Source organism: Acinetobacter sp. ANC_7513 (assembly GCF_056779915.1).
In genome coordinates this window covers 132,467-154,015 of sequence record NZ_JBWYIW010000009.1, presented here as the reverse complement: position 1 = coordinate 154,015, position 21,549 = coordinate 132,467, and the positions used below count along the sequence as shown (strand labels likewise).

Here is a 21,549-nt window from a genome sequence, read left to right as displayed (position 1 = left end):
TGCTGCCTCTACTGCTGCTTCGGCATCTGCCAATACTTGTTCGTACTCATCTGCTACGCCATCTTCGTTTTCATCATTTACTGTTGGTAAGGTGATGTCGACTAGATCATCTAAGCGTGCATCCAGTGCGTCTTTGTCTGCTCCTTCTGGAAGTGCATCAACTTTCGCTTGTGCATCTTCTTTAGCAGCAAGTGCATCATCACGTGCTTGAGTCAGCTCAGCAAGTTCTGTTGGGGTGATTAAACCATCTGATTCGGCATCTGCTAGTGCTTGCTCTGCCTCAGCATATGCTGCTTCAGCCGCCTCTACTGCCTCTGTCGCTTCTTCAAGTGGAATATCTTCGCCGTCTGGTACGCCATCACCATCTGCATCATTGACTTCAGGTAAGTCAATATTTACAAGAGCATCTAGACGATCTTGTAAACCATCTTTAATCGCTCCATTTGGCAATACATTTACCTTATCTTGAGCAACTTCTTTTGCATCAAGTGCAGCCTGTACTTTCTGTTCAAGAATACTGAGTTCAAGCGGGTTAATTAAGCCATCTTTTTGAGCCAAAGCTAAATTATTAAGAGCTTCAGCATATTTAGCTTCAGCTTCTTCTACAGCTGACTGCGCTTCCTGAATCGCTTCTGGTAAGCCATCTACAATGCCATCACCATCTGCGTCATTTACTTCAGGCAAACTTATGTCAGTCAGATCATCTAATCGATTTTGAAAGGCATCTTTCTGTTCCTGAACAGATTCAGGTAGAGCATTTACTTTACTTTGAGCAGTTGACTTAGCAATTTGTGCCTGCTCTAAAGCATTCTGTAAAGCATTAAGCTCTGTTGGATTAATTAATCCATCACGATTTGCAACAGTTAAAGCATTTTCAGCAGCTGCATACTTTGCTTCAGCCTCCGCAACAGCCAACTCTGCTTCAATGAGTGCTTCAGCGATATCATCTACGATACCATCATCATTTTCATCATTAATTTCAGGTAGGATGATATCCACTAAATCTTCAAGACGTTCCTGCAAAGCATCTTTTTGAGATTGAACTGATTCTGGTAATAAATTTGTTTTAGTTTCTGCTAAGGCTTTGGCACTCTCGAAAGCCTCTTTAGCTTGATCTAATTCCGCTCTTTCAGCAGGTGTAATCAGGCCGTTTTCATTCTTCTCTAAAATTAAATCTTTTAATGCTTCGTACGCTTGTTCAGCATTGGCTACAGCTTCTTCAGCATCTAGTAAAGCTTGCTCGAGATCATCTGGTACACCATCACCATTTTGATCATTAATTGCTGGCAACTCTTCATCAACCAAATCATCTAGTCGATCTTGTAAATCAGATTTTGCCTCGCCATCTACCAAGTTATCGACTTTATCTTGAGCAGCATCTTTAGCATCCTTCGCATCTTGTAATGCTTCCTCTAATTCAGCTTTTTCCTCGGGAGTAATTAACCCATCATTTAATTTATCTTCAATCAAATCTTTAAGATCTTGATAAGCTTTCTCTGCATCATTAACGAGCTGTTTTGCTTCTTCTAATTCATCGTTAATTGGTGGTTCTGGTTCCGGCGATACAGAATTAGATTTTTTATCAGAATCACTCATATTATCTGCAATAGCAACTACTCCAGCAGCTAATCCCCCTGCAATTAACCATGGAGTTAACCCTGTCAAAGCTGTACTTGAATTTCCAGCGATAAGTGCTGAAATATCATCAATTGGATAATATTTAATAGTCGAAGCTATTTCATTGGCAGCATCTGTGAACTCAACCCAATAAAGCTGACCATTGTCATTAAATAAAATATTATGACTATTTAAGGGATCGTCAAAATAACTTTCTACAACTAATTGTTCGCCATTTTTAAAATTAATAACTAAAGAATTTCCTTCTTTCTGAAAATTTAAGACCTCTTCGATTGATGCATCAATTTTCACAATTGAGTTCTGGTTTAATACGATTTTATTAGCAGTAGTCTTTTCTAAAACCGCCCCATCGTTTTTTGATAGTATTTCTAAATTTTTCATGACGTCACCCAGTATTATTAAGATATTCTTTAACCCTCTATTTTTTTATCAGATTGAGAATCAATGTAAACGTCATAAAAAGTCAGTTGAAAATCAACAAAAATTCATAGTTAAAAAAAAATTTTTACACCCCATTCGAGATTCTTAAAGCAATGTTTTTATTGAAAATATTAATTTTTGAAAAAAATCACTATTTATAAATTAATTGTGAAAAAAATATCAATATTTATCTTTTTATATAAATTAGACACAAAATTTTTAAATAGTGCAAAAAAATACCAGAAACAAAATTACACTATTAATTAATTAAAGTTACATAATAAAACCCAATGAAACAATATTTTATCTCTTGAAACAAATTAAATTTTATTTATTTTCAAACACTTATTTTTACTAATTTATTTTTCCTATATAAAACATAAGGTTGGAATTAATAGTTTATTTCAATTTTTTTATTCTTATTACTTCGAAATAACTTAAAAAATGGCCAAAAACACCATTGCAATGTGGAAGTTAAAATATATTTATAGAAATTTTCCAGCCGTTAAAATATTGTTTTATATTGATAATTTAAAAATCAGTTTTAAGTTATTAAGTTACTTTAAAATCAAAAACCGAGATTTAAATCTCGGTCTTTTAGATTCATTGATATTTTAGTTTGGAATTCTTAGAACCTGTCCCGGGAAAATATCATCGGCATTTTTAAGTAATGGTCGGTTTGCTTCAAAAATTTTGTTGTACTGATTTGCATCACCATAAAACTCTTTAGAAATTTTTGAAAGATTATCCCCTGATTTCACTGTATAGAATTTACTTTCAGGCTCTGGAGATGAAACAGTAAGTTGGTCATCGACTTGAGCAACATGATCAATATTTCCCACAGCCAAGATGATCTTTTCACGATCTGCTTGAGTTTGCACTTGTCCTTTTACAGTCGCTAAATCACTGCTTGCATTATAAGTCACAGACAGTCCTGTTACTGGTAAGCCAAGTGATTTAATATGCCCCAATAATTTATTCGCAACTTCTTGAGCAGATGGCTCTACTGGCGTTGCTGGTGTAGCTTGTTGCTCAGCTGGTGCGGTATTCTTTTTCCCAATACCTTTCACAAAATCAAAAAGACCCATTGTTATTCTCCTATTGTTATTTCAGTTTGGTGATCAAATAATTTAGATCCCTTAATTTTTATACAGAAGAACTATACCTAACGCCGTTATCTTTCTTAAACTTAAGGTAACTTAATGTAATATTGCAATTTAATCCTTAATAAAAAAAAGCCACCATAAAGGTAGCTTTTAAGTTCGAAAAGAACTGAATCTGATGATTAAGCTAATTTCTTAGTTACATAATCGATAGCAGATTGAACAGTTGTAATTTCGTTAGAGTCTTCATCAGGAATAGTAATGTCGAAATCATTTTCGAAAGACATTACAAGCTCAACTAGATCTAGAGAGTCAGCACCTAAGTCATCCATGAAAGATGCTTCGTTTTTAATCTCTTCAGCTTTTAAGCCAAGTTGTTCAGCTACTGCTTGTTTGATACGTTGTTCGATATCGCTCACAGGAATTCTCCTCATTGCTTGTGGCGGCGTATAATGCCTATAGTTTAATTGAATCTTGATATATTTGAAAGTTTATACATCGCATTACGCCATGTATAAACCGCCATTCACGTGTAATACCGTACCAGTAATGTAACTTGCTTTATCAGAAGCAAGGAAACTTACTGCATTTGCGATATCTTGAGGCTGACCAAAACGGTTCAATGCCACTTGATCACTCATTTTTTTCTGAATTTCATCACTTAACTGTTCAGTCATCTCAGTTGCAATAAAGCCAGGCGCGATACTATTGACAGTAATTTGACGACTGCCCATTTCTTTAGCCAAACTGCGGCTAAAAGCTTCAATCCCAGCCTTCGCAGCTGAATAATTTGCTTGACCTGGATTTGCAAAATGCGCAACGACAGAACTAATATTGATAATTCGTCCAAATCTCGCTTTCGTCATACCTTTCAATACACGTTTAGAGAGACGGAACACTGCTTTAAGATGAATATTTTGGATATCATCCCAATCATCTTCAGACATACGAAGCAGTAGATTATCTTTTGTGATACCTGCATTATTCACAAGAACAAGTACAGGACCAAAACTTTGTTCAATATCTGTAATGAGTGCATCAATTGCAGCTCCATCACGAACATCGAGTACTTTTCCTGCACCATGTTCAGCAAATTGTGTAGATAATTTTTCAGCACCAGAATCAGATGTAGCCGTACCTACAACAAAAAAGCCATCTTCGATCAGCTGTTGTGCAATCGCAGCACCAATACCACGGCTTGCACCTGTCACTAACGCGACTTTACATTCCTGCGTCATGCAATTTTCCCTTCTGCAACTAATACAGTATTTAAAGCATCTTCTAAACGAGATTTAGTATCTAAAGGCAATGCTTTTTCAACATGTGCTAGACGTTTTGCTAAATTTGTTAATACATTCCCAGGACCACATTCAACAACATAGCTCACATCTTGATCAGCCAATACTTGAAGTGTTTTAGTCCATTGGACAGACTGATAAAGTTGTGATGTCAACGCTGTACGCAATTCATCAACACTGTCAGCCACTTGTGCATTGACATTTTGAATCACTGGAATGCGAGGTAATTGAATATCAACATCTGCTAAAGCTTTGGCAAACTCTGCTGCCGCTGGCTTCATTAATGAACAATGTGATGGTACTGATACTGGTAACGCAATTGCTTTTGCACCTTGCTCTTTTACCAAAGCTATTAACGCTTCAACTCGTGAAGTATCACCTGCCACCACAACTTGACCCTGTGCATTATAGTTTGCAGCCTCCACCGAACCCTCACCTTGAGCGGTGACTTGAGCACACAGTTCTACAACCTTAGCATCATCAAGACCAAGAATCGCAGCCATAGCACCTTGCCCCTGAGGGACAGCATCTTGCATCAACTTACCTCGTAAGTTCACCAATTTAACTGCATCTTTTAAGCTTAAAGATTCTGCAGCAACCAATGCACTGTATTCACCCAGTGAATGTCCCGCTAAATATTTAGGAACGACACCACCAAGCTCTAACCATACACGCCATAAAGCAATGCTTGCTGTGAGCAGTACTGGTTGTGTAAATTCAGTTTGGTTTAACCCTTCACCACTTTGCGCAATGTGCCATAAATCAAAGCCGAGTGCTTCAGAAGCTTCAGCAAACGTTTCTTGCACACTACTAAACTGTTCTGCAAGCTCCGCTAACATTCCTGCTTTTTGAGAACCCTGTCCAGGAAAAACAAATGCAGTTTTGGTCGCAAGAACGGCTTGCTCGAGGCGTTTAGCAGACATATAAAAATCCTTTATTCAGAGCTTGACTATTCAATTTTGATTAATTTCGATCATCTTGAACATCAAACTCAAGTCTTAACTGATTTGATGGAGCGAAATTTATCATTAAAAAAAAGCTTTGGTAATTGCCAAATACAACAAAAAATAGAAATAAAAAAAGGGAGCTTACGCTCCCATTTTTTCTACTAAGCTTGACGCTTAATACATCACCAATTATTCAGCATCAGCTGCTTTAGCGAATAATTGGCGACCACGGTAGACACCATCTTTAGTTACGTGGTGACGACGGTGAGTTTCACCAGTCGTTTGGTCTACTGTTAATGCATTCTCGGTTAAAGCGTCATGTGAACGGCGCATGTCACGGCGAGAGCGACTTTTACGGTTTTGCTGAACGGCCATGATGGCTCCTTACAAAGATCGAAAAAATGGATCAGAACAAATTCGATTGTCTTATACCTAAGAGTATAACACAAAAATTAGTTAAGTTTACCCTTCAAAGCTGCCAAAACACCAAACGGATTATCTCGTTTTTCTTCAACAACTTCTTCTTGGGCAGGTTGATGCTTATGCTCACAAGACTCATGTCTTGGTGACAAAGGAATCAACAATAACAATTCATCTTCTATGAGAGAAAGTAAATCAGCGGTTGCAGGTGCATCAAATGAACCTTTTGTCGTTGCTTCACTCTCACCTAAGACGATGAAATCAGCATCCTCATCCAAGCGCTCTATCAGTGACTCATCATCGACTAAAGCCAGATGAAAGTCCAATTCGAGAGGTAAGTCAACAGTATCCAAACAACGTTGGCATTCCATTGGAACCTTCGTTTCAACACTACCATCAAGCCAAACGATACGATGATACGCATCCATTGATAGCTTACAGTCTATGTTGATCAATTGATTATCAATTGACCCAACAGCTTCACGGGATATACGAACAAAGCGCGACAATGGCAGTGTACCTGACCATGTGAAGCCCTGTTCAGCCCATTTAAACGGCTCAATCTGTGCCGGAAAGGTATTTGCTGACATAATTAAGGCGGCAATTCTACAAATTCATAAGTACTCTGTCAAAGATTAAGATACAATTTTGCACTTATTCAGACAGATCATTTGGGTTAATCAAGTCATGCATCAGTTGCAGCCGCAACCTGAAGTCACAACTTCATTACAGTTACACTATCCTTCGACCTCAAATTTGACCGATCACTTAGACCGCGTGCAACTCGCACCTTGGGTAAATCTGCAAACAGAAGCTCAACAGGTAGACTGGCTTATCTTACACTTTAATCATTGGTTTTCCCACTTAAATGTCACATTAGTCAAAGGCGACTTTGAACCTGAATACTTCCCTGCCTCAGACCAACAACCCGCTCGCATCCAATTCGCACATGGATTTTTCAATAGTGCTTTACATGAAATAAGTCATTGGACAATCGCAGGAGATCATCGTCGCACTCTTCCTGATCTTGGCTACTGGTATGCACCAGATGGTCGAACCGCTGAACAACAAGCCCTATTTGAACAAGTCGAAATTAAACCTCAAGCAATAGAATGGATGTTTGCCACAGCCTTTGGTCGAAAATTCCGTGTTTCTCTGGACAATTTAACGGGTGAAGGTGGTGATGGACAGTCTTTTAAAGACAATGTTTATGCTCAAGTACAGCGCTATTTTTCAGGTGACGCTCAGCTTCCAAGAGATGCTCAACACTTTATTCAGTGCATCTGTAAGTGTCTCAGAAGTGGCAAAACATTACATTTGGATGAATTTTCTCGTGCATCGCTAGATTAAGTCTAGTAAATATATATTCATGACATTGAAGTGAATGTCTATGCACGCAATAATACGAAAAAATAATCAGGAGAAAATAAAATGCTTCATTTAAGAGTACATCCTGACAATCCACAATCTCGACTTATTACTCAAGCAGTAGAAAGAATACGTGCAGGCGATGTCGTGGTTTATCCAACAGATGCGGCCTATGCCATCGGATGCCAAATTGGTAATAAGCAAGCAATGGAACGAATTGCTCAAATCCGTGATCTTGGTGCTAAGCATCAATATGCGATCTTATGTGCGGATCTCTCAGATATTGCAACGTATGCAAAAGTGGATAATGCAACTTATCGTCTGCTTAAAAATAATACACCTGCGATTACCACCTTTATTTTGCAAGCGACAAGTGAAGTCCCTCGTCGCTTGATGCACCCCAAAAAGAAAACCATTGGTTTACGTGTACCGAGCAACCCAGTCTGTCAAATGCTTCTTAAAGAGCTGGGTGAGCCTTTACTCACCAGCACCCTGATTCTTCCAGGTCAAACTGAGCCTTTGGATGATCCATATGAAATAGAACAACAATTAAGTAAAAGAATTGATGTTTTTATTGATAGTGGACTTGGTACATTAACCACAACAAGTATTGTTGATCTCTCAGGAAGTCAACCTGAAATTATCCGCCGTGGCGTGGGTGATGTGAGTGCTTTTGAGTAAAATGCCTCACCATTCATCTCGCTTTATTTAATTTACGCTGATTTTTCGTTATAAAATGCTTGGAGGGTCTTTATTTGTTGACCCTCTTGCGTAAAGTTGCTTGGTTAAAGCCAAGCTAAATAACTTTCTTTTAAAGTCAGCCACTCTTCATCCAACATTGAAAACCAAAGCGTGTTTCGGTTTCTTCCCTTGACCACTTTATGTTGTCTAAACATTCCTTCATATTGAAAACCGAATCGTAGCGCGGCTTTTTTGGAAGCTAAGTTCAACTCATGACACTTCCACTCTATACGCCTAAATCCTAAAGTAAAACACTCATTCAACAGTAAAAATAATACTTCTGTAGCAGCTCTAGACCGTTTTAAATCTGCTGAGAAGTATACATTCCCAATTTCAACCACTGCATCATCCAACCCGATATTCATCAATGCGATCCACCCCACTGGTTTTTCGCTATGCGAATAACATAATAAATATTCCCTTGTGTACCAAATTGCGATGAGAGTTTATATGACAAATCTTCAATCGAAGTTGGCGCATCGTAAGGCAAATAGGTAAAGCTTGAAATAAACTCATCTGTAATCTTGAGTGGGAATAGATCTCTTGCAAGCTCTTCAATATTTTGAATTAAATTTAAGGGATATAAATTTACATACGTTCCACTCAACGCTTTGAATGAGTCTATAGGGTGAGTATTTGAGTGAACTTTTATACCTACACTTTGTTCATATACATTTTGTTCTACTTTTTGAAAATTATTCATACTCTTTTACTTCTCGTCGAATACACGCTAACAATGAATACCAGTTTACATTTATCAGTTAAAACACTAAATACATCTATATAACCTTAAAAAATACTACCTATTTATTTCAAATTTTTTATCGTAAAACTGCGGATAAAGATATATTCAGCACTCGATTTAATTTAGAATACCCATATTGTTTTTATGCTATTCGAATCACTGTCCTTTTACTGATTTCGATATGTGATCTCCTGAATCGCCCAACATGCTTTTGAAAATTCGCGTGGCTAATAATTGTAATGACTCAAGCTATCCATAATCCCATGGACGCACTTCCACACATCCGTGTTTTAGATGAGTGGCAAGATACGATTCCTGAAGATTTATATATACCGCCTGCAGCATTCGAAATTCTATTAGAACATTTCGAAGGACCACTCGACTTTTTAATTTACCTCATCCAAAAAAACGGTTTCGATCTACTTCAGCTCGATATAGCTCCGATTGCAACGCAATATTTGTCATATATTGACAGTATGAAGTCACTCAATATTGAGTTGACCGCAGATTATATGGTGATGGCGGCTTTATTAGCAGATTTAAAATCACGCTTACTGCTGCCTAAACCTAAATCAATTCAAATTGAAAAAGATCCAAAACAAGAATTAATAGATCGTTTAGAGACATATTTAAGGATCAAGCAAGCTGCTGAGCGTCTCGGTCAAATGCCTATTTTGGACCGTGATACTTTTCTACCCAACGTTAGCCTTGGACAAATTAATACAGTAAATGAAGGTTATGAAGCCTCTCTTCTGCGCGATGCTATGTTTTGTATTTTTAATCGCCCAGAGCCTGTTACACACCAGATTACTCAAGAACCTGTTTTGCTTGAAGAACGTATTGCCTATATTGAACAGATGACAAAATCAGGTGAGGTTTTGAAATTTGATCAACTTTTAAAACCAAGTCAAGGTCGCATGGGGTTAGTGGTGACGTTTATGGCAATATTAGAGCTAACACGTCAGCAAAAAGTTCAAATTATTGCATCAGGTATTGAAGCCCCGCTGGCAATTCAAGGGGTAATGATATGACCATTGATCAATCAAACTCCTTTCAAGTTGATGAGTTACACCACGAAGTGCTCATGCAGCTCGAAGCTATTATTTTTGCCAGTGAAGCGCCTGTTTCTATTGCACGCTTAAAAGAGGCATTTCAAAACCAATTTTCCAAACAACAACTGCGCGCCTATTTACAACAGCTTGCAGTGTTACAACACGGTCGTTCAATTGAGCTGACTGAAACAGCTCAAGGTTTTCGCTTTCAAGTTCGTGCTAAGTATCGACAAGTGATTGCACAAACTTGGCCAGAACGTCCAACTAAATTATCACCATCATTGTTAGAAACTCTAGCAGTGATTGCTTATCATCAGCCCGTTACCCGAGCCGATATTGAGCAAATTCGAGGAGTCACGAATAACAGTCAGCAACTCAGAACGTTATTCGATTGGAACTGGATTAAAGAGTCTGGTTTCCGGGAACTTCCAGGAAGACCCGCGTTGTTGGTTACAACGCCACAATTTTTAAATGCTTTTGGTTTAAGTGATTTAAATCAACTGCCTCCCCTACAGGATGCCAAGGAAGCTTTTATGGCATTGGATGCTCACGCACCCAAGTCGTAAATAGGTGAACTGTTGATGATTATTTCTAAGGTTATGCTGTTATGAGTGAAAAATTGCAAAAGGTATTGGCACGTGTAGGTTTGGGCTCTCGCCGCTATATGGAAGAAGTCATTGCTGCCGGTCGTGTTAGTGTCAACGGTCAAGTTGCTCAAGTAGGTGAACGTATCGAACCAACCGATGAGCTTCGTATCGATGGTCGTAAAGTACAGTTCCAAATTGAAGATGAAATCCGTCGTCGTGTATTGATTTACTACAAACCTGAAGGTGAAATCTGTTCACGTAACGACCCTGAAAATCGCCCAACTGTATTTGATCAATTACCATCAATTCCGGGTGATCGTTGGGTCATGGTTGGTCGTTTAGATATCAACTCAACAGGATTATTACTTTTCACAAACGATGGCGAGCTTGCAAACCGCTTAATGCATCCATCTAGTGAAATTGAACGCGAATACGCTGTACGTGTGATGGGTGAAGTGACCCCTCAACTGAAAAAGAACATGACAGATGGTGTCATGCTCGATGATGGTCCAGCAAAATTTGAGTCATTCTCTGAAATTGGTGGTGAAGGGATTAACCGTTGGTATCAAGTGGTTGTAAAAGAAGGACGTAACCGTGAAGTACGCCGCATCTTTGAATCACAAGGCTTGAAAGTCAGCCGTCTATTACGTACACGTTATGGTACAGTCATTCTGCCACGAGAATTACGTACAGGTCGTTGGATTGAACTTGATAAAAATGACATTGATAACTTAACTAAGTCTGTTGAGCTCAAACCACGCCAAGGTACTGGTCTTTACGGTATGGCGAAACGCCGCAATGAACGTATGCAAGAGAAACCACTTGCAGCACGTCGTGGTGGTTATTTACGCCAACAACGCCGTGACGAAGGCGAGCATCAAGAACCACGCCGTGACTTCCGTCAAGGTGGTGCTGATCAAAGCCGCAGTGATAATCGATTTAACAATCGCGCACCGCGTCAAGAAGGCTCAGAAAACCGTTTCAATGCACGTGCGCCACGTCAAGAAGGCTTTGAGAATCGATTCAACAATCGTGCCCCTCGCACTGAAAATCAGGATTTCCGCAATAAGCGTCCTGAAAACAAAGGTGAAGTAAACGGCAATTCTGTTGATTACAAACCACGTAATGAAAATAAATTTGGTCAACGCAAACCTTTTGGTATTAACAAAGGCTTTAAGAAGTTCTAATTTTTTAAATCCCTAAAAAAACCGCTCAATAGAGCGGTTTTTTTCATTTATTCAATAAAAGGAATATCAATCCATTTAGCAGATGGAAAATGTTGCGATAAATACTTTTTTAAGTAGGCAGATGTATCACGTGAAATAAGCTCATCGTCAGATTCAGCATTCAAATTATATGCTAGAGCATATAACTCAAGCCCACGATGCTTCAGTGCCTCTAAGCTCAACAAAGTATGGTTGATGCTTCCCAAACGCCCCGAACTCACCAAAATTATGGGATATTTTTTATCCACTAAATAATCAATGGTTAAATATTGTGTTGTTAGAGGGACCATCAAGCCACCCGCCCCTTCAAGCAAAACAACTTCATATGAAGAGGACAACTGTTGAGTCGCTTGTTCAATTTTAGCGAAATCAATACTTCGCCCATCTATACGTGTCGCTAAGTGAGGCGATGCAGGATAACTGAAAATTTCAGGCATAGTGAGTTTTTGAGTATCTTCCTCTAACCAACCACATCCCATAATTTCACGATGTTTTTCAATATCTTCAGAAACATCCACATTACCCGTTTGAATTAATTTCTGAGTAATGACATTCCGCCCTTGTGAACGCCAAATTTTTGCCAAATAACCAGTGACGTATGTTTTTCCAATTCCAGTATCAATACCGCTCACAAAGTAGATTTGAGCACTCATGACTTACTCCGTGCGATAAAAAATATAGGGTGATACGTTAAAGGATAGACAAGATTCTCTTGCTCATCAGTCGCAATAAATTGTCGGTAACCTAGATAAAACTGATTCAAACTTTGCTTCGTCCAACGAAACCCCTGTGAGGTTGCCGTCACACCTGTGGCCTGTAAATGTTTTAGGACCAATTTTGGGTGCGCGAAGTGTAATTGAGCCAATTGTTGTTCACAGTGCATCACTTCAAATCCGTTCTGCTCTAGTAAGCTTTTAATTTGGCTTTGATCAAAATATTTTAATCCTTGTCCAGTTAAGGATTTAATTTCTTTTAAGTTCTGAGGCCCATAAGTTGAAAAGCAAAAATAACCATTGGGCTTTAAAGCCGAATAAATTTTCTGTATCAATCTTTCAAACTCAGACATCCACTGTAATGCAGAGCTTGAGGCACATAAATCAAGGTCTTTGGGTAACTCAATTTTTTCGACATCACCAATACGCCACTCGACAGGCTGATGATGACTGATGGTATGCTCAACATCAGCATATAAATCATTCAAAATGACTTGATCCATTTTAAAATGATGAAACATCTCTTGAGTTAGATTTCCAGTTCCACATCCAATTTCAAATACTTTAGCAAGCTCAGAAGATGAAACATAAAGACGCATCAGCTCGCTTAAATGCTTCGCTACATTTTGTTGAATACGTGCCTGATCTGCATAAGTCCAATGCGATTTTGCAAATCGAGTAGCAATCATTTCTTTTTGAATAAATTTGTTCAACATAGAGTCATTCATAATTGTTCTTTCAACCGCTCCAATTCATCTTGATTCAGCTGAGAATTCATACAAATTCTCAGGCGTGAACTTCCTTGTGGAACCGTTGGTGGCCGAACCGGCAAAATATAAAAACCAGATTGTTGTAATTGTTGTGCGCGCTCAAGTGCACGCTGAGAATCACCTAAAATTAAAGGAATAATCTGCGAGCTTGAAGGACATTCGTAACCTTGCTCAAGAATATATTGACGCAGTTGCAGACTCAAATCACTTAAATGAGCACGTTGCTCCTGCATTTTTTTCATTTTATTCCAAATAAAATGCGTCCAAGCCATGTTGATGGGTGGTTGTGCGGTACTAAAAATCAAAGAGCGCATTTTGTTGATTAAATAATCTTTTAAGATTGGATGACACACAATGTATCCACCAACAGATGCGAGTGCTTTCCCAAATGTTCCGACCAAGAAATCGATATCATCTATGACAGCATATTGTTCAGCGCAACCGAGTCCTTGCTTCCCCCGAACACCAATAGCATGTGCTTCATCTACATATAACATGATTTTACTGAACTGATATTTCAGACTCACCAACGCAGTTAAATCAGTTTCATCACCATCCATACTAAAAATTGATTCAGTTACCACAATGATTCTTTGATACAAGGGATCATCATGATATTGCTCGATCAATTGCTTTAAATGAAGCAGATCATTATGTCGATAACGTATCAGCTTCGCTTTACTTAAGCGAATCCCATCAATCATGCTGGCGTGAATCAATTTATCCGAAAGAATTAAAGTTTGACTATCAGCAATCGCAGGCAGAATACCAATATTCATGTGATAGCCACTGTTGAATAACAGAACTGCCCTTTGATTGAATGATTGACTCATGTCATATTCAAATTGCTCATATTCAGGATAATTTCCTGTGAGTAACCTTGAAGATGAAGAGCTCATTCTTTTTGAATCTGCTGAACAGTAATCAAAAAATGCTTCTCTTATTTGTAGATCTGACGCAATCCCTAAATAATCATTACTCGAAAGATTCAACATTCTCTGTTGCTGAAACTCAACCCATTTTCCATACTGAACGATGGATTTAAACTGCCGAAAATTTCCAGTTTGTTTTAATGAGTCTAACTGCTCTGCGTAGTGATCCAACAGATTCATCTCATTTCCTCTGCAAGCTCCATCACAACACTCACCAACTGCGTTAGTAATTCAGTGAGTTCGACATCTGAAATCACAAAAGGCGGCATGACATAAACTAATTTTCCAAAAGGACGAATCCACACGCCTCGTTCTACGAAACGCTGTTGCAGCGTTTTCATATCAACATTTTGTTTAAGTTCAACAACACCGATAGCACCGAGCACACGAACATCTTGAATATGCGCTTGATCATCTAATCTATGTAAATAATGTTTTAGAATTTGCTCTATTCTTTGAATATTGGACTGCCAATCTTGTGACAATAAAAGCTCAGTACTCTTTAAGGCGACAGCACAAGCCAAGGGATTCGCCATAAATGTAGGTCCATGCATAAATACGCCAGCTTCACCAGAGCTGATCACTTCAGCGACATGTCGCGTGGTCAGTGTTGCAGATAAAGTCATATACCCACCGGTCAGCGCCTTACCAATACACATGATGTCTGGTTCAACTTGAGCGTGTTCCCAAGCAAATAATTTACCTGTTCGTCCAAACCCCGTGGCAATTTCATCAAATATCATTAACACCTGATATTGATCGCATAGCCTCTTGGCTTCGCGTAAATATTCAGGATGATAGAAACGCATGCCTCCAGCACCTTGCACAATCGGCTCAATAATCATGGCAGCGATAGTGGCATGATGGTTTTTTAAAGTTTCTGCCAATACAAGAGTATCTGCTGGATTCCAATCTTCATCAAATCGAGTCTGCGGTGCAGGAACAAAATAACGAGAAGGCAAGCTAGAACCAAAGACCTGATGCATCCCTGTGACGGGATCACAAACTGACATTGCATTCCATGTATCACCATGATAACCAGAACGCGTCGTGATAAAACTGGTTTTATCTTTCTTATCTTGTGCGGTCCAATATTGAACTGCCATTTTCAATGCGACTTCAACGGCGACAGAACCTGAGTCCGCATAGAATATTTTATCTAATTGAGGTGGGGTAATTTTTAATAACGTTTTCCCTAATTCAATCGCAGGATCATGAGTAAGCCCACCAAACATAATGTGTGACATGTGCTGCAATTGATCCGACACAGCTTGATTAAGTTGAGGATGGTTATACCCGTGAATGGCACACCACCAAGATGACATACCATCAATGAGTTGACGACCATCTTCAAGTTCAATCATCACCCCTGTAGCCTTTTTCACTTTATATGTCGGCAGTGGGTTTAACATCGAAGTATAAGGGTGCCATAAGTGTGATAAATCGAATTCGTCAACCATCCTGGAAGAGTGTCCTTATTAATCTAGACAGAGCATAACGCGAATTATTTTTGTTATGAATTGCCTGATTAGACAATATTCATCAGGATTTCTCATTCTTTCTTAGATATTGAACGATTTTGTCACTTAGTTGTGTAGCTCTAAAAATTGAAAAGCAGTGAGAACCTGGGATAATTTCGAATTTAAAAAACTTTGCATCTATCTTTCGGATATTATCTAGAACTTTGTTACTAACTAATCCATCATCATCAGCAAATACATGTAATTGTTTTCCGACATAATTTTTCAATATCTCGACAGTATTAAGATGATATAGTAAATCCAAGCCCTGCTTTTTTAAATCTAGCTCTTCACTCGTAATTGAATTTTGCAAAGATTGCCAATCTTGTTTAGCAGTTTGGCTGCCCTGTGAGACCAGATAACAAAATCGCTTTAAAGTGGTCATGGGGTCATTTTCAAAAGATTCTCTAAAACTTTGAAAAGTAGAAAGCGGCATACCTGTAGACCAGCGTTCATTGGCAACAAAGCAAGGATTCGATGCTAAAGTAATTAACGTTTTTGCCTGACCTGAAAGCTCGAAAACCTTTTGGGTGAGCAACGTTGCTAATTGCCCGCCTAAAGACCACCCTATAATGACATCGACTTTTTTAGCTAACTCTACATGTTTAGATAATTCCACAGGATCGAGTGCATTAAAGATATTAATCAGATCGATTTGAAATCCTGCCATATCCAAAGTAGTTTTTAAGTTTTCAAGTGGTTTTGTTCCGAGTCCCCAACCGGTAATTAATAAGATTTTACTCATGATTGCCAATCCTTAGCTGATCGTTTTCGGTCAGTATATAAAGCCAAGCACAATAACTCATTGAGCAAATCATTCAATTTCACTTTGATTTTTAGATAATTATTAAAAATGATTCAATTCAGACAAAACTCAGGTATAAAAAAACCCAGCCTTGCTGGGTTTTAACTTACATTTGAGACTGAATATAGTTTTGTAAACCGATCAGTTCAATTAAGCGAAGCTGTTTTTCTAACCAATAGGTATGATCTTCTTCGGTATCCGACATTTGTTGACGCAACATATCACGTGTCACGTAATCGCCTTTTTCCTCGCAAAGTTTTACACCTTGCGCTAATTTTTCACGCACTTCGTACTCAAGCTTTAAATCTGCTTTTAAACATGAAACGACGTCTTCACCTACTTCAATATCATCACGACTCATATTCGGTGTGCCTTCTAGGAATAAGACACGGCGAATAATAGCATCAGCATGTTGTGCTTCTTCTTGCATTTCATGATCGATACGCTCAAAAATCTTAGTGAGACCCCAATCTTCATACATACGTGAATGAATGAGATATTGATCACGAGCAGCCAGTTCACCACCGATCAACATATTTAAGTAATCTACGACTTCTGGATTGCCACGCATTTCAATCACTCCATTCTTTAATAGCAACATTATGAACAATCAGAGCTTATTTTGCAAAAAATATAATGTGTAAGTTTATGATTTTTATATAATTAAAATGAGAAACATACGCATTTGCAGTTTGAATCACTTATTTTTTACTTAAAAAATAACCCCTTGCATACAGTTAAAAAAATTCGAGAGCAGTTTTAAACAAATTTTAGCTCTATTTAATTTTGTAACCAATCGAAGTGACTATCATTACATTTGAGTTGATGTTGAAAATGATCAAGGACAAATCCTTTTTTTAATTTTAGAATGAATCTATTTGACCATCAGGCAATAACAATGATGACGACTACTGCCCCGATTTTGGTGACAGGTGCAACTGGCTATATTGCTGGTTGGGTAATTAAACAATTATTAGAACAAGGATACACCGTTCACGCCACTGTACGAGACTTAACTAAAAGTTCAAGTTTTCAACATTTAGAACAAATCGCATCTCAAACTTCAGGCGCTTTAAAGTTATTTCAAGCAAATCTCTTAGAAGAAGGTTCGTTTGATGAAGCAATGAAAGACTGTGAAATTGTGATCCATATGGCGTCACCTTTTTTAGTGACTAACTTTAAAGATCCAATCACAGACTTGATTGACCCTGCACTAAAAGGTACGACCAATGTACTGAACAGTGTCAATCGTACAGATACAGTAAAACGTGTCGTTGTCACATCTAGTATTGCTTCAACTTATGGCGATGCAGTGGATATTTTGAAAACTGAGCAGAACCAGTTTGAAGAAAGCCATTGGAATACCACCAGTAGTGCCGAACACCAACCTTATTTTTACTCTAAAGTCGCAGCAGAACGCAAAGCATGGGATATGCAAAAGGCACAATCTCGATGGAATTTAGTGTGTATCAATCCCTCATTGGTTGTTGGACCATCACTCACACCTTCTACACAATCTGGAAGTGTTGAAGTCATTCAACAATTTGGAAATGGCATGACATTATTTGGTGTTCCTCCAATGTGGAATGGTTTAGTCGATGTTCGAGATGTCGCTCATGCGCATATCCAAGCAGCACTTCACCCTAAAGCACATGGACGATATATTATTAATGCTAAAACGATGACCCTACTCGAAATGGGTAAAACATTACGACAACATTATGGTGGACGCTATCCTTTCCCACGAATGATTGCTCCCAAGTTTTTATTCAAATTACTCGCTCCTCTGTTTGGCTATACGCGAAAATTCGTTGACTTGAATGTGGGTTACCCCATTTACTTCAATGCTGAGCGTAGTAAGCAAGAATTAGGCATGCAATATCGTGACGTTGAGACAAGTATCGTAGAACATTTTCAACAGCTACTTGACGATGGCATTATCAAAAAACGTGGTTAATATCTAATTACTCGAGAAAAAAGGGCATCTATTGATGCCCTTTGTTATGTGCAAGATACACTTAAGACTCAGGTTCAGTGAGCTGACCATGCTGGATCATAAATGCAATAAACTCAGCTTCATTCATCACCGGAATACCTAATTTTTCTGCTTTTTCAAGTTTGGAACCTGCCTTTTCACCAGCAACCAAGCATTTCGTTTTACTGGATACACTACCACTCACACGTGCACCTAATGCCTGTAAGAGTTGAGTCGCTTCATCTCGCCCCATACTGCTTAAAGTACCAGTCACCACCCAGCTCTCACCATTTAAAGGTTGTCGAGTCGGTGCTATCGGTGCATCCCAATGAATTCCAGCCTCAATTAATCGATTTAATACTTCAATATTATGTTCAGCTTTGAAAAAGTCTAATATCCATTCTGCAGTAATATCACCTACATCAGGGGTTTTCTTTAATGCTTCTAAATCAGCAGATTTCAGCGCATCTAAAGTCTGGAAGGTATTGGCTAACATTCGAGCCGTAGTCTCGCCTACTCCTCGAATGCCTAGTGCGTAAATAAATGCCGCTAATGTTGTTTTTTTACTACTTTCTATTGAGTCTATGAGATTTTGTACAGATTTCTCGCCCATTTTTTCAATAGTCAGCAGCTTTTCACGATGCTCGTGCAAGTGGTAAATGTCTGCAACATCTTTGAGGAGTTCAAGATGTAATAAAGACTCAACCCAACGATCACCCAAACCTTCGATGTCCATTGCTTTACGTGATACAAAATGACGGATCGCCTCTATACGCTGTGCCGCACAATAAAGCCCCCCTGAACATCGTGCTAAAGCTTCGCCTTCGGGCATCACAACTGGAGAAGCACATACAGGACATTGTTCTGGCAATTGAATTTCAGTGGTTTCTAGAGGTCGAAATTCTGGCCAAACCTTTTCAACTTTAGGAATAACATCTCCGCTACGATAGACACTCACCGTATCTCCAACGCGCACGTCCAAGCGATGTATTTCACCAATATTATGTAAAGTCACGTTTGATACTGTGACTCCGCCAACCGATACAGGATTTAATCGCGCTACAGGCGTTAAAGTACCTGTACGCCCTACCTGCCAATCAATATTTTCAACTGTGGTTAGCGCAGCCACTGCAGGGAACTTATATGCTGTTGCCCATCGAGGTTCACGACTTAAAAAGCCTAATTGTTGTTGTTGCTTCAAATCATTGACTTTGATCACCATCCCGTCAATTTCAACTGACAGGTTTGGACGCTCCTGATTTACAGATTCATAAGCCGCTTGAACCTCTTCAATACTGTCACAAACAAAATGTTTTTCCCCAACAGCAAAGCCCAACTGTTCAAGCCAATTTAAGCTCTCTGACATCGTGCTCAGACCATGATGTGGCATGCATTGCGCAATTCCATAAGCATAGAATGCAAGTGGTCGTGATGCTGCTATGGTCGGATCAAGTTGACGCAAACTCCCTGCTGCCGCATTTCTTGGGTTAGCAAAAGTTTTCTCACCTTTGGCCTCATTTTCAGCATTTAACTTTACAAATCCAGCTTTAGGCATTAGTACTTCGCCACGAACTTCTAACAACGCTGGTGGTACACCTTGAGACATCATGAGTACTTTAGGCAAATTACGAATTGTTTTTACATTTTGGGTTATGACTTCTCCTGTTTCACCATCCCCACGTGTAACCGCTCGAATCAACACACCATGTTCATACCATAGCGAGATCGCAAGCCCATCAAATTTAAGTTCGACGTCGTATTGGATTTTCTGGTTAGGTAAACGCTCTTCAATTCTGCGTGCAAAGGCAAAAAGTTCATCCTGATTAAACACATTACCTAAGGACAGCATTGGCACTGTATGTGTAATATTTTCAAACTTAGATAAAGGTTTATCACCGACTTTATTGGTCGGTGTATCCGTCTGTACTAAATCAGGATATTGTTCTTCTAAGTTTTTTAGTTGATAAAACAATTGATCATATTCACTGTCTTCAATTGTCGGCTGATCCATCACATAATAAGCATGGTTATGCCGAGCCAGTAATTGAATGAGTTGGCGCATTTGCGCAACGACAGCGTTCTGATCCATATTTTCACCATATAAAAGGGCGGAAAATTCCGCCCAATAATTTCAACCTAAACAGTATAAATGACTTTACACAAATTCAGTAAGTCACCTAGGTGATTAAACAGCTTGACCTGATCTATAGTCGATCGCTTTATGGCGCCAGTGTTCTTTTAACTGCGGTGTAAATTCAAGATTATTTTCATCATAGACGGTACCATCTGTTTCACGTGCAATAAGCCCTGCAATACTAACCATACTGTCATAGCCTTTTTGAACATTATGATGCGGTAATGCTAAGAAGAATGCTAAACCTTGGACTTGTTCACCAGATAATGTTTCTAAATCAAAACCTGCAGGACCCTGATCTGTGATTCTGAGTACGGAAAACAGCAATGGGCTGACTGCATCAGGAGTTTCATAACGATGGAAACAGTTCATTTCGCCAAAGCGTAATCCATATTTCATTAACACTTTCAAAGCTTTATCACCAGAAAGTGCTTTTCGAGGGTTCGGATACATATTCAAACTAATAATGTATTCGGCATTTGCTAAAGCACTTTCATCATCAAAACGTTGCTGTTCATGTAAATGCACATCCAAGATGCTGCTTTCTTCTTCAAATTCTTTGATTTCAGCAGTTTGAATATTCGGATTTAATACAAAACTTGGCTCAACTTTTTTCGAGTCTTCAATTGTAGTTTCTACGATTGAATCTTTCGAAATAAGATCTGCACTTTGAGTGTCTGTTACACCATCAATCGACTGAGCTTTACTCTCGACTGTTTCTGTATTTTTTTCTAGTGGGTCAGTCTCAGTGCTGTCCGAGTTTTTACTGGAGTCGAGCAGAGATTTACTTTCTTTCTCTGCAAGGTCTACCGAAGTATTCAGTTGCACTGTATCTACCACTTCTACAGTTTTTTGAATATTTTCAGGCGTCTTTGTAGCATGCTGATCAGCTGTTTGATCCACTCGAGCCACATCACTCGCTTCAATGTCTTTCAAACTTGGTTCTACACGCTCAGAAGAAGCCAATGGTGCGGCTTGCGCCTGTAAAAGACTACGAACATGACGAGGAATGACGGGTTGATTACATTGTTCATTTATATGTAATTCAGCATCTAATGACGGTGCTGCATCACTCGGCTTGCGCAGGATCATAAACAACCCTATGCAACAGATCACGATTGCGATCACAATTCCGATAATGGTACTGATTTCCAT

Annotated in this window: 23 protein-coding genes; 6 read left to right on the top strand and 17 right to left on the bottom strand. The window is 38.8% G+C overall.

From position 1 onward, the window contains the following. The 7 genes from AC1M9B_RS10990 to AC1M9B_RS10960 all read right to left on the bottom strand — a co-directional run. Nucleotides 1-2,019 (bottom strand): GA-like domain-containing protein (locus tag AC1M9B_RS10990; protein WP_481609097.1); only part of this gene is annotated, 2,019 nt, incomplete at its 3' end. 653 nt (nt 2,020-2,672) lie between these two features. Further along, complete coding sequence (gene lysM, locus AC1M9B_RS10985) at nt 2,673-3,146, bottom strand: peptidoglycan-binding protein LysM (RefSeq protein WP_481587233.1); 474 nt, start codon at nt 3,144-3,146, stop codon at nt 2,673-2,675. A 197-nt stretch (nt 3,147-3,343) separates the two neighbouring features. Continuing rightward, complete coding sequence (gene acpP / locus AC1M9B_RS10980) at nt 3,344-3,580, bottom strand: acyl carrier protein (RefSeq protein WP_035269198.1); 237 nt, start codon at nt 3,578-3,580, stop codon at nt 3,344-3,346. 84 nt (nt 3,581-3,664) lie between these two features. Then, entirely contained in the window at nt 3,665-4,399 is a 735-nt protein-coding gene (gene fabG / locus AC1M9B_RS10975) for a 3-oxoacyl-ACP reductase FabG (protein WP_481587232.1), read from the bottom strand. Next, the gene (gene fabD / locus AC1M9B_RS10970; RefSeq protein ID WP_481587231.1) at nt 4,396-5,382 is read right to left on the bottom strand and encodes an ACP S-malonyltransferase; all 987 of its coding nucleotides are present in this window, start codon (nt 5,380-5,382) and stop codon (nt 4,396-4,398) included. The genes fabG and fabD overlap by 4 nt, the downstream gene beginning before the upstream one ends. Before the next feature lie 213 nt (nt 5,383-5,595). After that, a complete protein-coding gene (gene rpmF, locus AC1M9B_RS10965) occupies nt 5,596-5,781 on the bottom strand; it encodes a 50S ribosomal protein L32 (protein WP_035269206.1) in 186 nt (61 codons plus the stop codon). A gap of 77 nt (nt 5,782-5,858) precedes the next feature. Further along, nucleotides 5,859-6,416: a YceD family protein gene (locus tag AC1M9B_RS10960; protein WP_481587230.1), complete on the bottom strand. Its 558-nt coding sequence runs from the start codon at nt 6,414-6,416 to the stop codon at nt 5,859-5,861. A gap of 97 nt (nt 6,417-6,513) precedes the next feature. Here AC1M9B_RS10960 and AC1M9B_RS10955 point away from each other — a divergent pair, with 97 nt between their 5' ends. Both AC1M9B_RS10955 and AC1M9B_RS10950 read left to right on the top strand, forming a co-directional pair. Next, nucleotides 6,514-7,176 (top strand): elongation factor P hydroxylase, encoded by a 663-nt coding sequence (locus AC1M9B_RS10955; protein WP_180028321.1) that lies wholly within the window; start codon nt 6,514-6,516, stop codon nt 7,174-7,176. 81 nt (nt 7,177-7,257) lie between these two features. Beyond that, nucleotides 7,258-7,875 (top strand): L-threonylcarbamoyladenylate synthase, encoded by a 618-nt coding sequence (locus AC1M9B_RS10950; RefSeq protein WP_035269212.1) that lies wholly within the window; start codon nt 7,258-7,260, stop codon nt 7,873-7,875. A gap of 104 nt (nt 7,876-7,979) precedes the next feature. Here the strand turns inward: AC1M9B_RS10950 and AC1M9B_RS10945 are convergent, their stop codons facing one another. Together AC1M9B_RS10945 and AC1M9B_RS10940 are read right to left on the bottom strand one after the other, a co-directional pair. Then, nucleotides 7,980-8,318, bottom strand: coding sequence for a GNAT family N-acetyltransferase (locus AC1M9B_RS10945; RefSeq protein ID WP_481587229.1), 339 nt, complete (start codon nt 8,316-8,318; stop codon nt 7,980-7,982). Next, a complete protein-coding gene (locus AC1M9B_RS10940; protein ID WP_481587228.1) occupies nt 8,300-8,638 on the bottom strand; it encodes a hypothetical protein in 339 nt (112 codons plus the stop codon). Before AC1M9B_RS10940 ends, AC1M9B_RS10945 begins: the two co-directional genes overlap by 19 nt. A gap of 281 nt (nt 8,639-8,919) precedes the next feature. Between AC1M9B_RS10940 and AC1M9B_RS10935 the strand changes: the two genes are divergently transcribed. The 3 genes from AC1M9B_RS10935 to rluB are packed head-to-tail and all read left to right on the top strand — an operon-like array spanning nt 8,920 to nt 11,506. Continuing rightward, nucleotides 8,920-9,711, top strand: coding sequence for a segregation and condensation protein A (locus AC1M9B_RS10935; RefSeq protein ID WP_035269217.1), 792 nt, complete (start codon nt 8,920-8,922; stop codon nt 9,709-9,711). Beyond that, a complete protein-coding gene (scpB, locus tag AC1M9B_RS10930; RefSeq protein ID WP_035269219.1) occupies nt 9,708-10,298 on the top strand; it encodes an SMC-Scp complex subunit ScpB in 591 nt (196 codons plus the stop codon). Before AC1M9B_RS10935 ends, scpB begins: the two co-directional genes overlap by 4 nt. 41 nt (nt 10,299-10,339) lie before the next feature. Next, a complete protein-coding gene (gene rluB / locus AC1M9B_RS10925) occupies nt 10,340-11,506 on the top strand; it encodes a 23S rRNA pseudouridine(2605) synthase RluB (RefSeq protein ID WP_081403293.1) in 1,167 nt (388 codons plus the stop codon). Nucleotides 11,507-11,553: 47 nt separating this feature from the next. Here the strand turns inward: rluB and bioD are convergent, their stop codons facing one another. The 6 genes from bioD to ftn form a co-directional block, all read right to left on the bottom strand. Then, complete coding sequence (gene bioD, locus AC1M9B_RS10920; RefSeq protein ID WP_481609096.1) at nt 11,554-12,198, bottom strand: dethiobiotin synthase; 645 nt, start codon at nt 12,196-12,198, stop codon at nt 11,554-11,556. Continuing rightward, the gene (bioC, locus tag AC1M9B_RS10915; protein WP_481597908.1) at nt 12,195-12,986 is read right to left on the bottom strand and encodes a malonyl-ACP O-methyltransferase BioC; all 792 of its coding nucleotides are present in this window, start codon (nt 12,984-12,986) and stop codon (nt 12,195-12,197) included. The genes bioD and bioC overlap by 4 nt, the downstream gene beginning before the upstream one ends. Next, the gene (locus AC1M9B_RS10910) at nt 12,983-14,140 is read right to left on the bottom strand and encodes an 8-amino-7-oxononanoate synthase (protein WP_481587226.1); all 1,158 of its coding nucleotides are present in this window, start codon (nt 14,138-14,140) and stop codon (nt 12,983-12,985) included. The genes bioC and AC1M9B_RS10910 overlap by 4 nt, the downstream gene beginning before the upstream one ends. After that, on the bottom strand, nt 14,137-15,420 hold the full coding sequence (gene bioA, locus AC1M9B_RS10905; RefSeq protein WP_481609095.1) for an adenosylmethionine--8-amino-7-oxononanoate transaminase: 1,284 nt from the start codon (nt 15,418-15,420) through the stop codon (nt 14,137-14,139). Before bioA ends, AC1M9B_RS10910 begins: the two co-directional genes overlap by 4 nt. Before the next feature lie 82 nt (nt 15,421-15,502). Further along, a complete protein-coding gene (locus tag AC1M9B_RS10900) occupies nt 15,503-16,228 on the bottom strand; it encodes an alpha/beta hydrolase family protein (RefSeq protein ID WP_481597917.1) in 726 nt (241 codons plus the stop codon). Nucleotides 16,229-16,391: 163 nt separating this feature from the next. After that, nucleotides 16,392-16,856, bottom strand: a complete 465-nt coding sequence (ftn, locus tag AC1M9B_RS10895) for a heteropolymeric bacterioferritin subunit Ftn (protein ID WP_035269243.1) — start codon at nt 16,854-16,856, stop codon at nt 16,392-16,394. Between the two features lie 321 nt (nt 16,857-17,177). Between ftn and AC1M9B_RS10890 the strand changes: the two genes are divergently transcribed. After that, nucleotides 17,178-18,242 (top strand): SDR family oxidoreductase, encoded by a 1,065-nt coding sequence (locus AC1M9B_RS10890; RefSeq protein ID WP_481587240.1) that lies wholly within the window; start codon nt 17,178-17,180, stop codon nt 18,240-18,242. A gap of 61 nt (nt 18,243-18,303) precedes the next feature. Here the strand turns inward: AC1M9B_RS10890 and ligA are convergent, their stop codons facing one another. Then, nucleotides 18,304-20,349, bottom strand: coding sequence for an NAD-dependent DNA ligase LigA (gene ligA, locus AC1M9B_RS10885; RefSeq protein WP_035269246.1), 2,046 nt, complete (start codon nt 20,347-20,349; stop codon nt 18,304-18,306). Nucleotides 20,350-20,445: 96 nt separating this feature from the next. After that, a complete protein-coding gene (locus tag AC1M9B_RS10880; protein WP_035269249.1) occupies nt 20,446-21,549 on the bottom strand; it encodes a cell division protein ZipA C-terminal FtsZ-binding domain-containing protein in 1,104 nt (367 codons plus the stop codon).

What these genes read in the sequence shown, in the direction of transcription:
- lysM (WP_481587233.1), bottom strand. Translation starts at nt 3,146, where the DNA reads ATGGGTCTTTTTGATTTTGTGAAAGGTATTGGGAAAAAGAATACCGCA.
- fabG (WP_481587232.1), bottom strand. Translation starts at nt 4,399, where the DNA reads ATGACGCAGGAATGTAAAGTCGCGTTAGTGACAGGTGCAAGCCGTGGT.
- ligA (WP_035269246.1), bottom strand. Translation starts at nt 20,349, where the DNA reads ATGGATCAGAACGCTGTCGTTGCGCAAATGCGCCAACTCATTCAATTA.
- rluB (WP_081403293.1), top strand. Translation starts at nt 10,340, where the DNA reads ATGAGTGAAAAATTGCAAAAGGTATTGGCACGTGTAGGTTTGGGCTCT.
- bioC (WP_481597908.1), bottom strand. Translation starts at nt 12,986, where the DNA reads ATGAATGACTCTATGTTGAACAAATTTATTCAAAAAGAAATGATTGCT.
- bioD (WP_481609096.1), bottom strand. Translation starts at nt 12,198, where the DNA reads ATGAGTGCTCAAATCTACTTTGTGAGCGGTATTGATACTGGAATTGGA.
- AC1M9B_RS10950 (WP_035269212.1), top strand. Translation starts at nt 7,258, where the DNA reads ATGCTTCATTTAAGAGTACATCCTGACAATCCACAATCTCGACTTATT.
- AC1M9B_RS10955 (WP_180028321.1), top strand. Translation starts at nt 6,514, where the DNA reads ATGCATCAGTTGCAGCCGCAACCTGAAGTCACAACTTCATTACAGTTA.
- AC1M9B_RS10960 (WP_481587230.1), bottom strand. Translation starts at nt 6,416, where the DNA reads ATGTCAGCAAATACCTTTCCGGCACAGATTGAGCCGTTTAAATGGGCT.
- ftn (WP_035269243.1), bottom strand. Translation starts at nt 16,856, where the DNA reads ATGCGTGGCAATCCAGAAGTCGTAGATTACTTAAATATGTTGATCGGT.
- AC1M9B_RS10935 (WP_035269217.1), top strand. Translation starts at nt 8,920, where the DNA reads ATGACTCAAGCTATCCATAATCCCATGGACGCACTTCCACACATCCGT.
- AC1M9B_RS10910 (WP_481587226.1), bottom strand. Translation starts at nt 14,140, where the DNA reads ATGAATCTGTTGGATCACTACGCAGAGCAGTTAGACTCATTAAAACAA.
- AC1M9B_RS10880 (WP_035269249.1), bottom strand. Translation starts at nt 21,549, where the DNA reads ATGGAAATCAGTACCATTATCGGAATTGTGATCGCAATCGTGATCTGT.
- rpmF (WP_035269206.1), bottom strand. Translation starts at nt 5,781, where the DNA reads ATGGCCGTTCAGCAAAACCGTAAAAGTCGCTCTCGCCGTGACATGCGC.
- fabD (WP_481587231.1), bottom strand. Translation starts at nt 5,382, where the DNA reads ATGTCTGCTAAACGCCTCGAGCAAGCCGTTCTTGCGACCAAAACTGCA.
- scpB (WP_035269219.1), top strand. Translation starts at nt 9,708, where the DNA reads ATGACCATTGATCAATCAAACTCCTTTCAAGTTGATGAGTTACACCAC.
- AC1M9B_RS10940 (WP_481587228.1), bottom strand. Translation starts at nt 8,638, where the DNA reads ATGAATAATTTTCAAAAAGTAGAACAAAATGTATATGAACAAAGTGTA.
- bioA (WP_481609095.1), bottom strand. Translation starts at nt 15,420, where the DNA reads ATGGTTGACGAATTCGATTTATCACACTTATGGCACCCTTATACTTCG.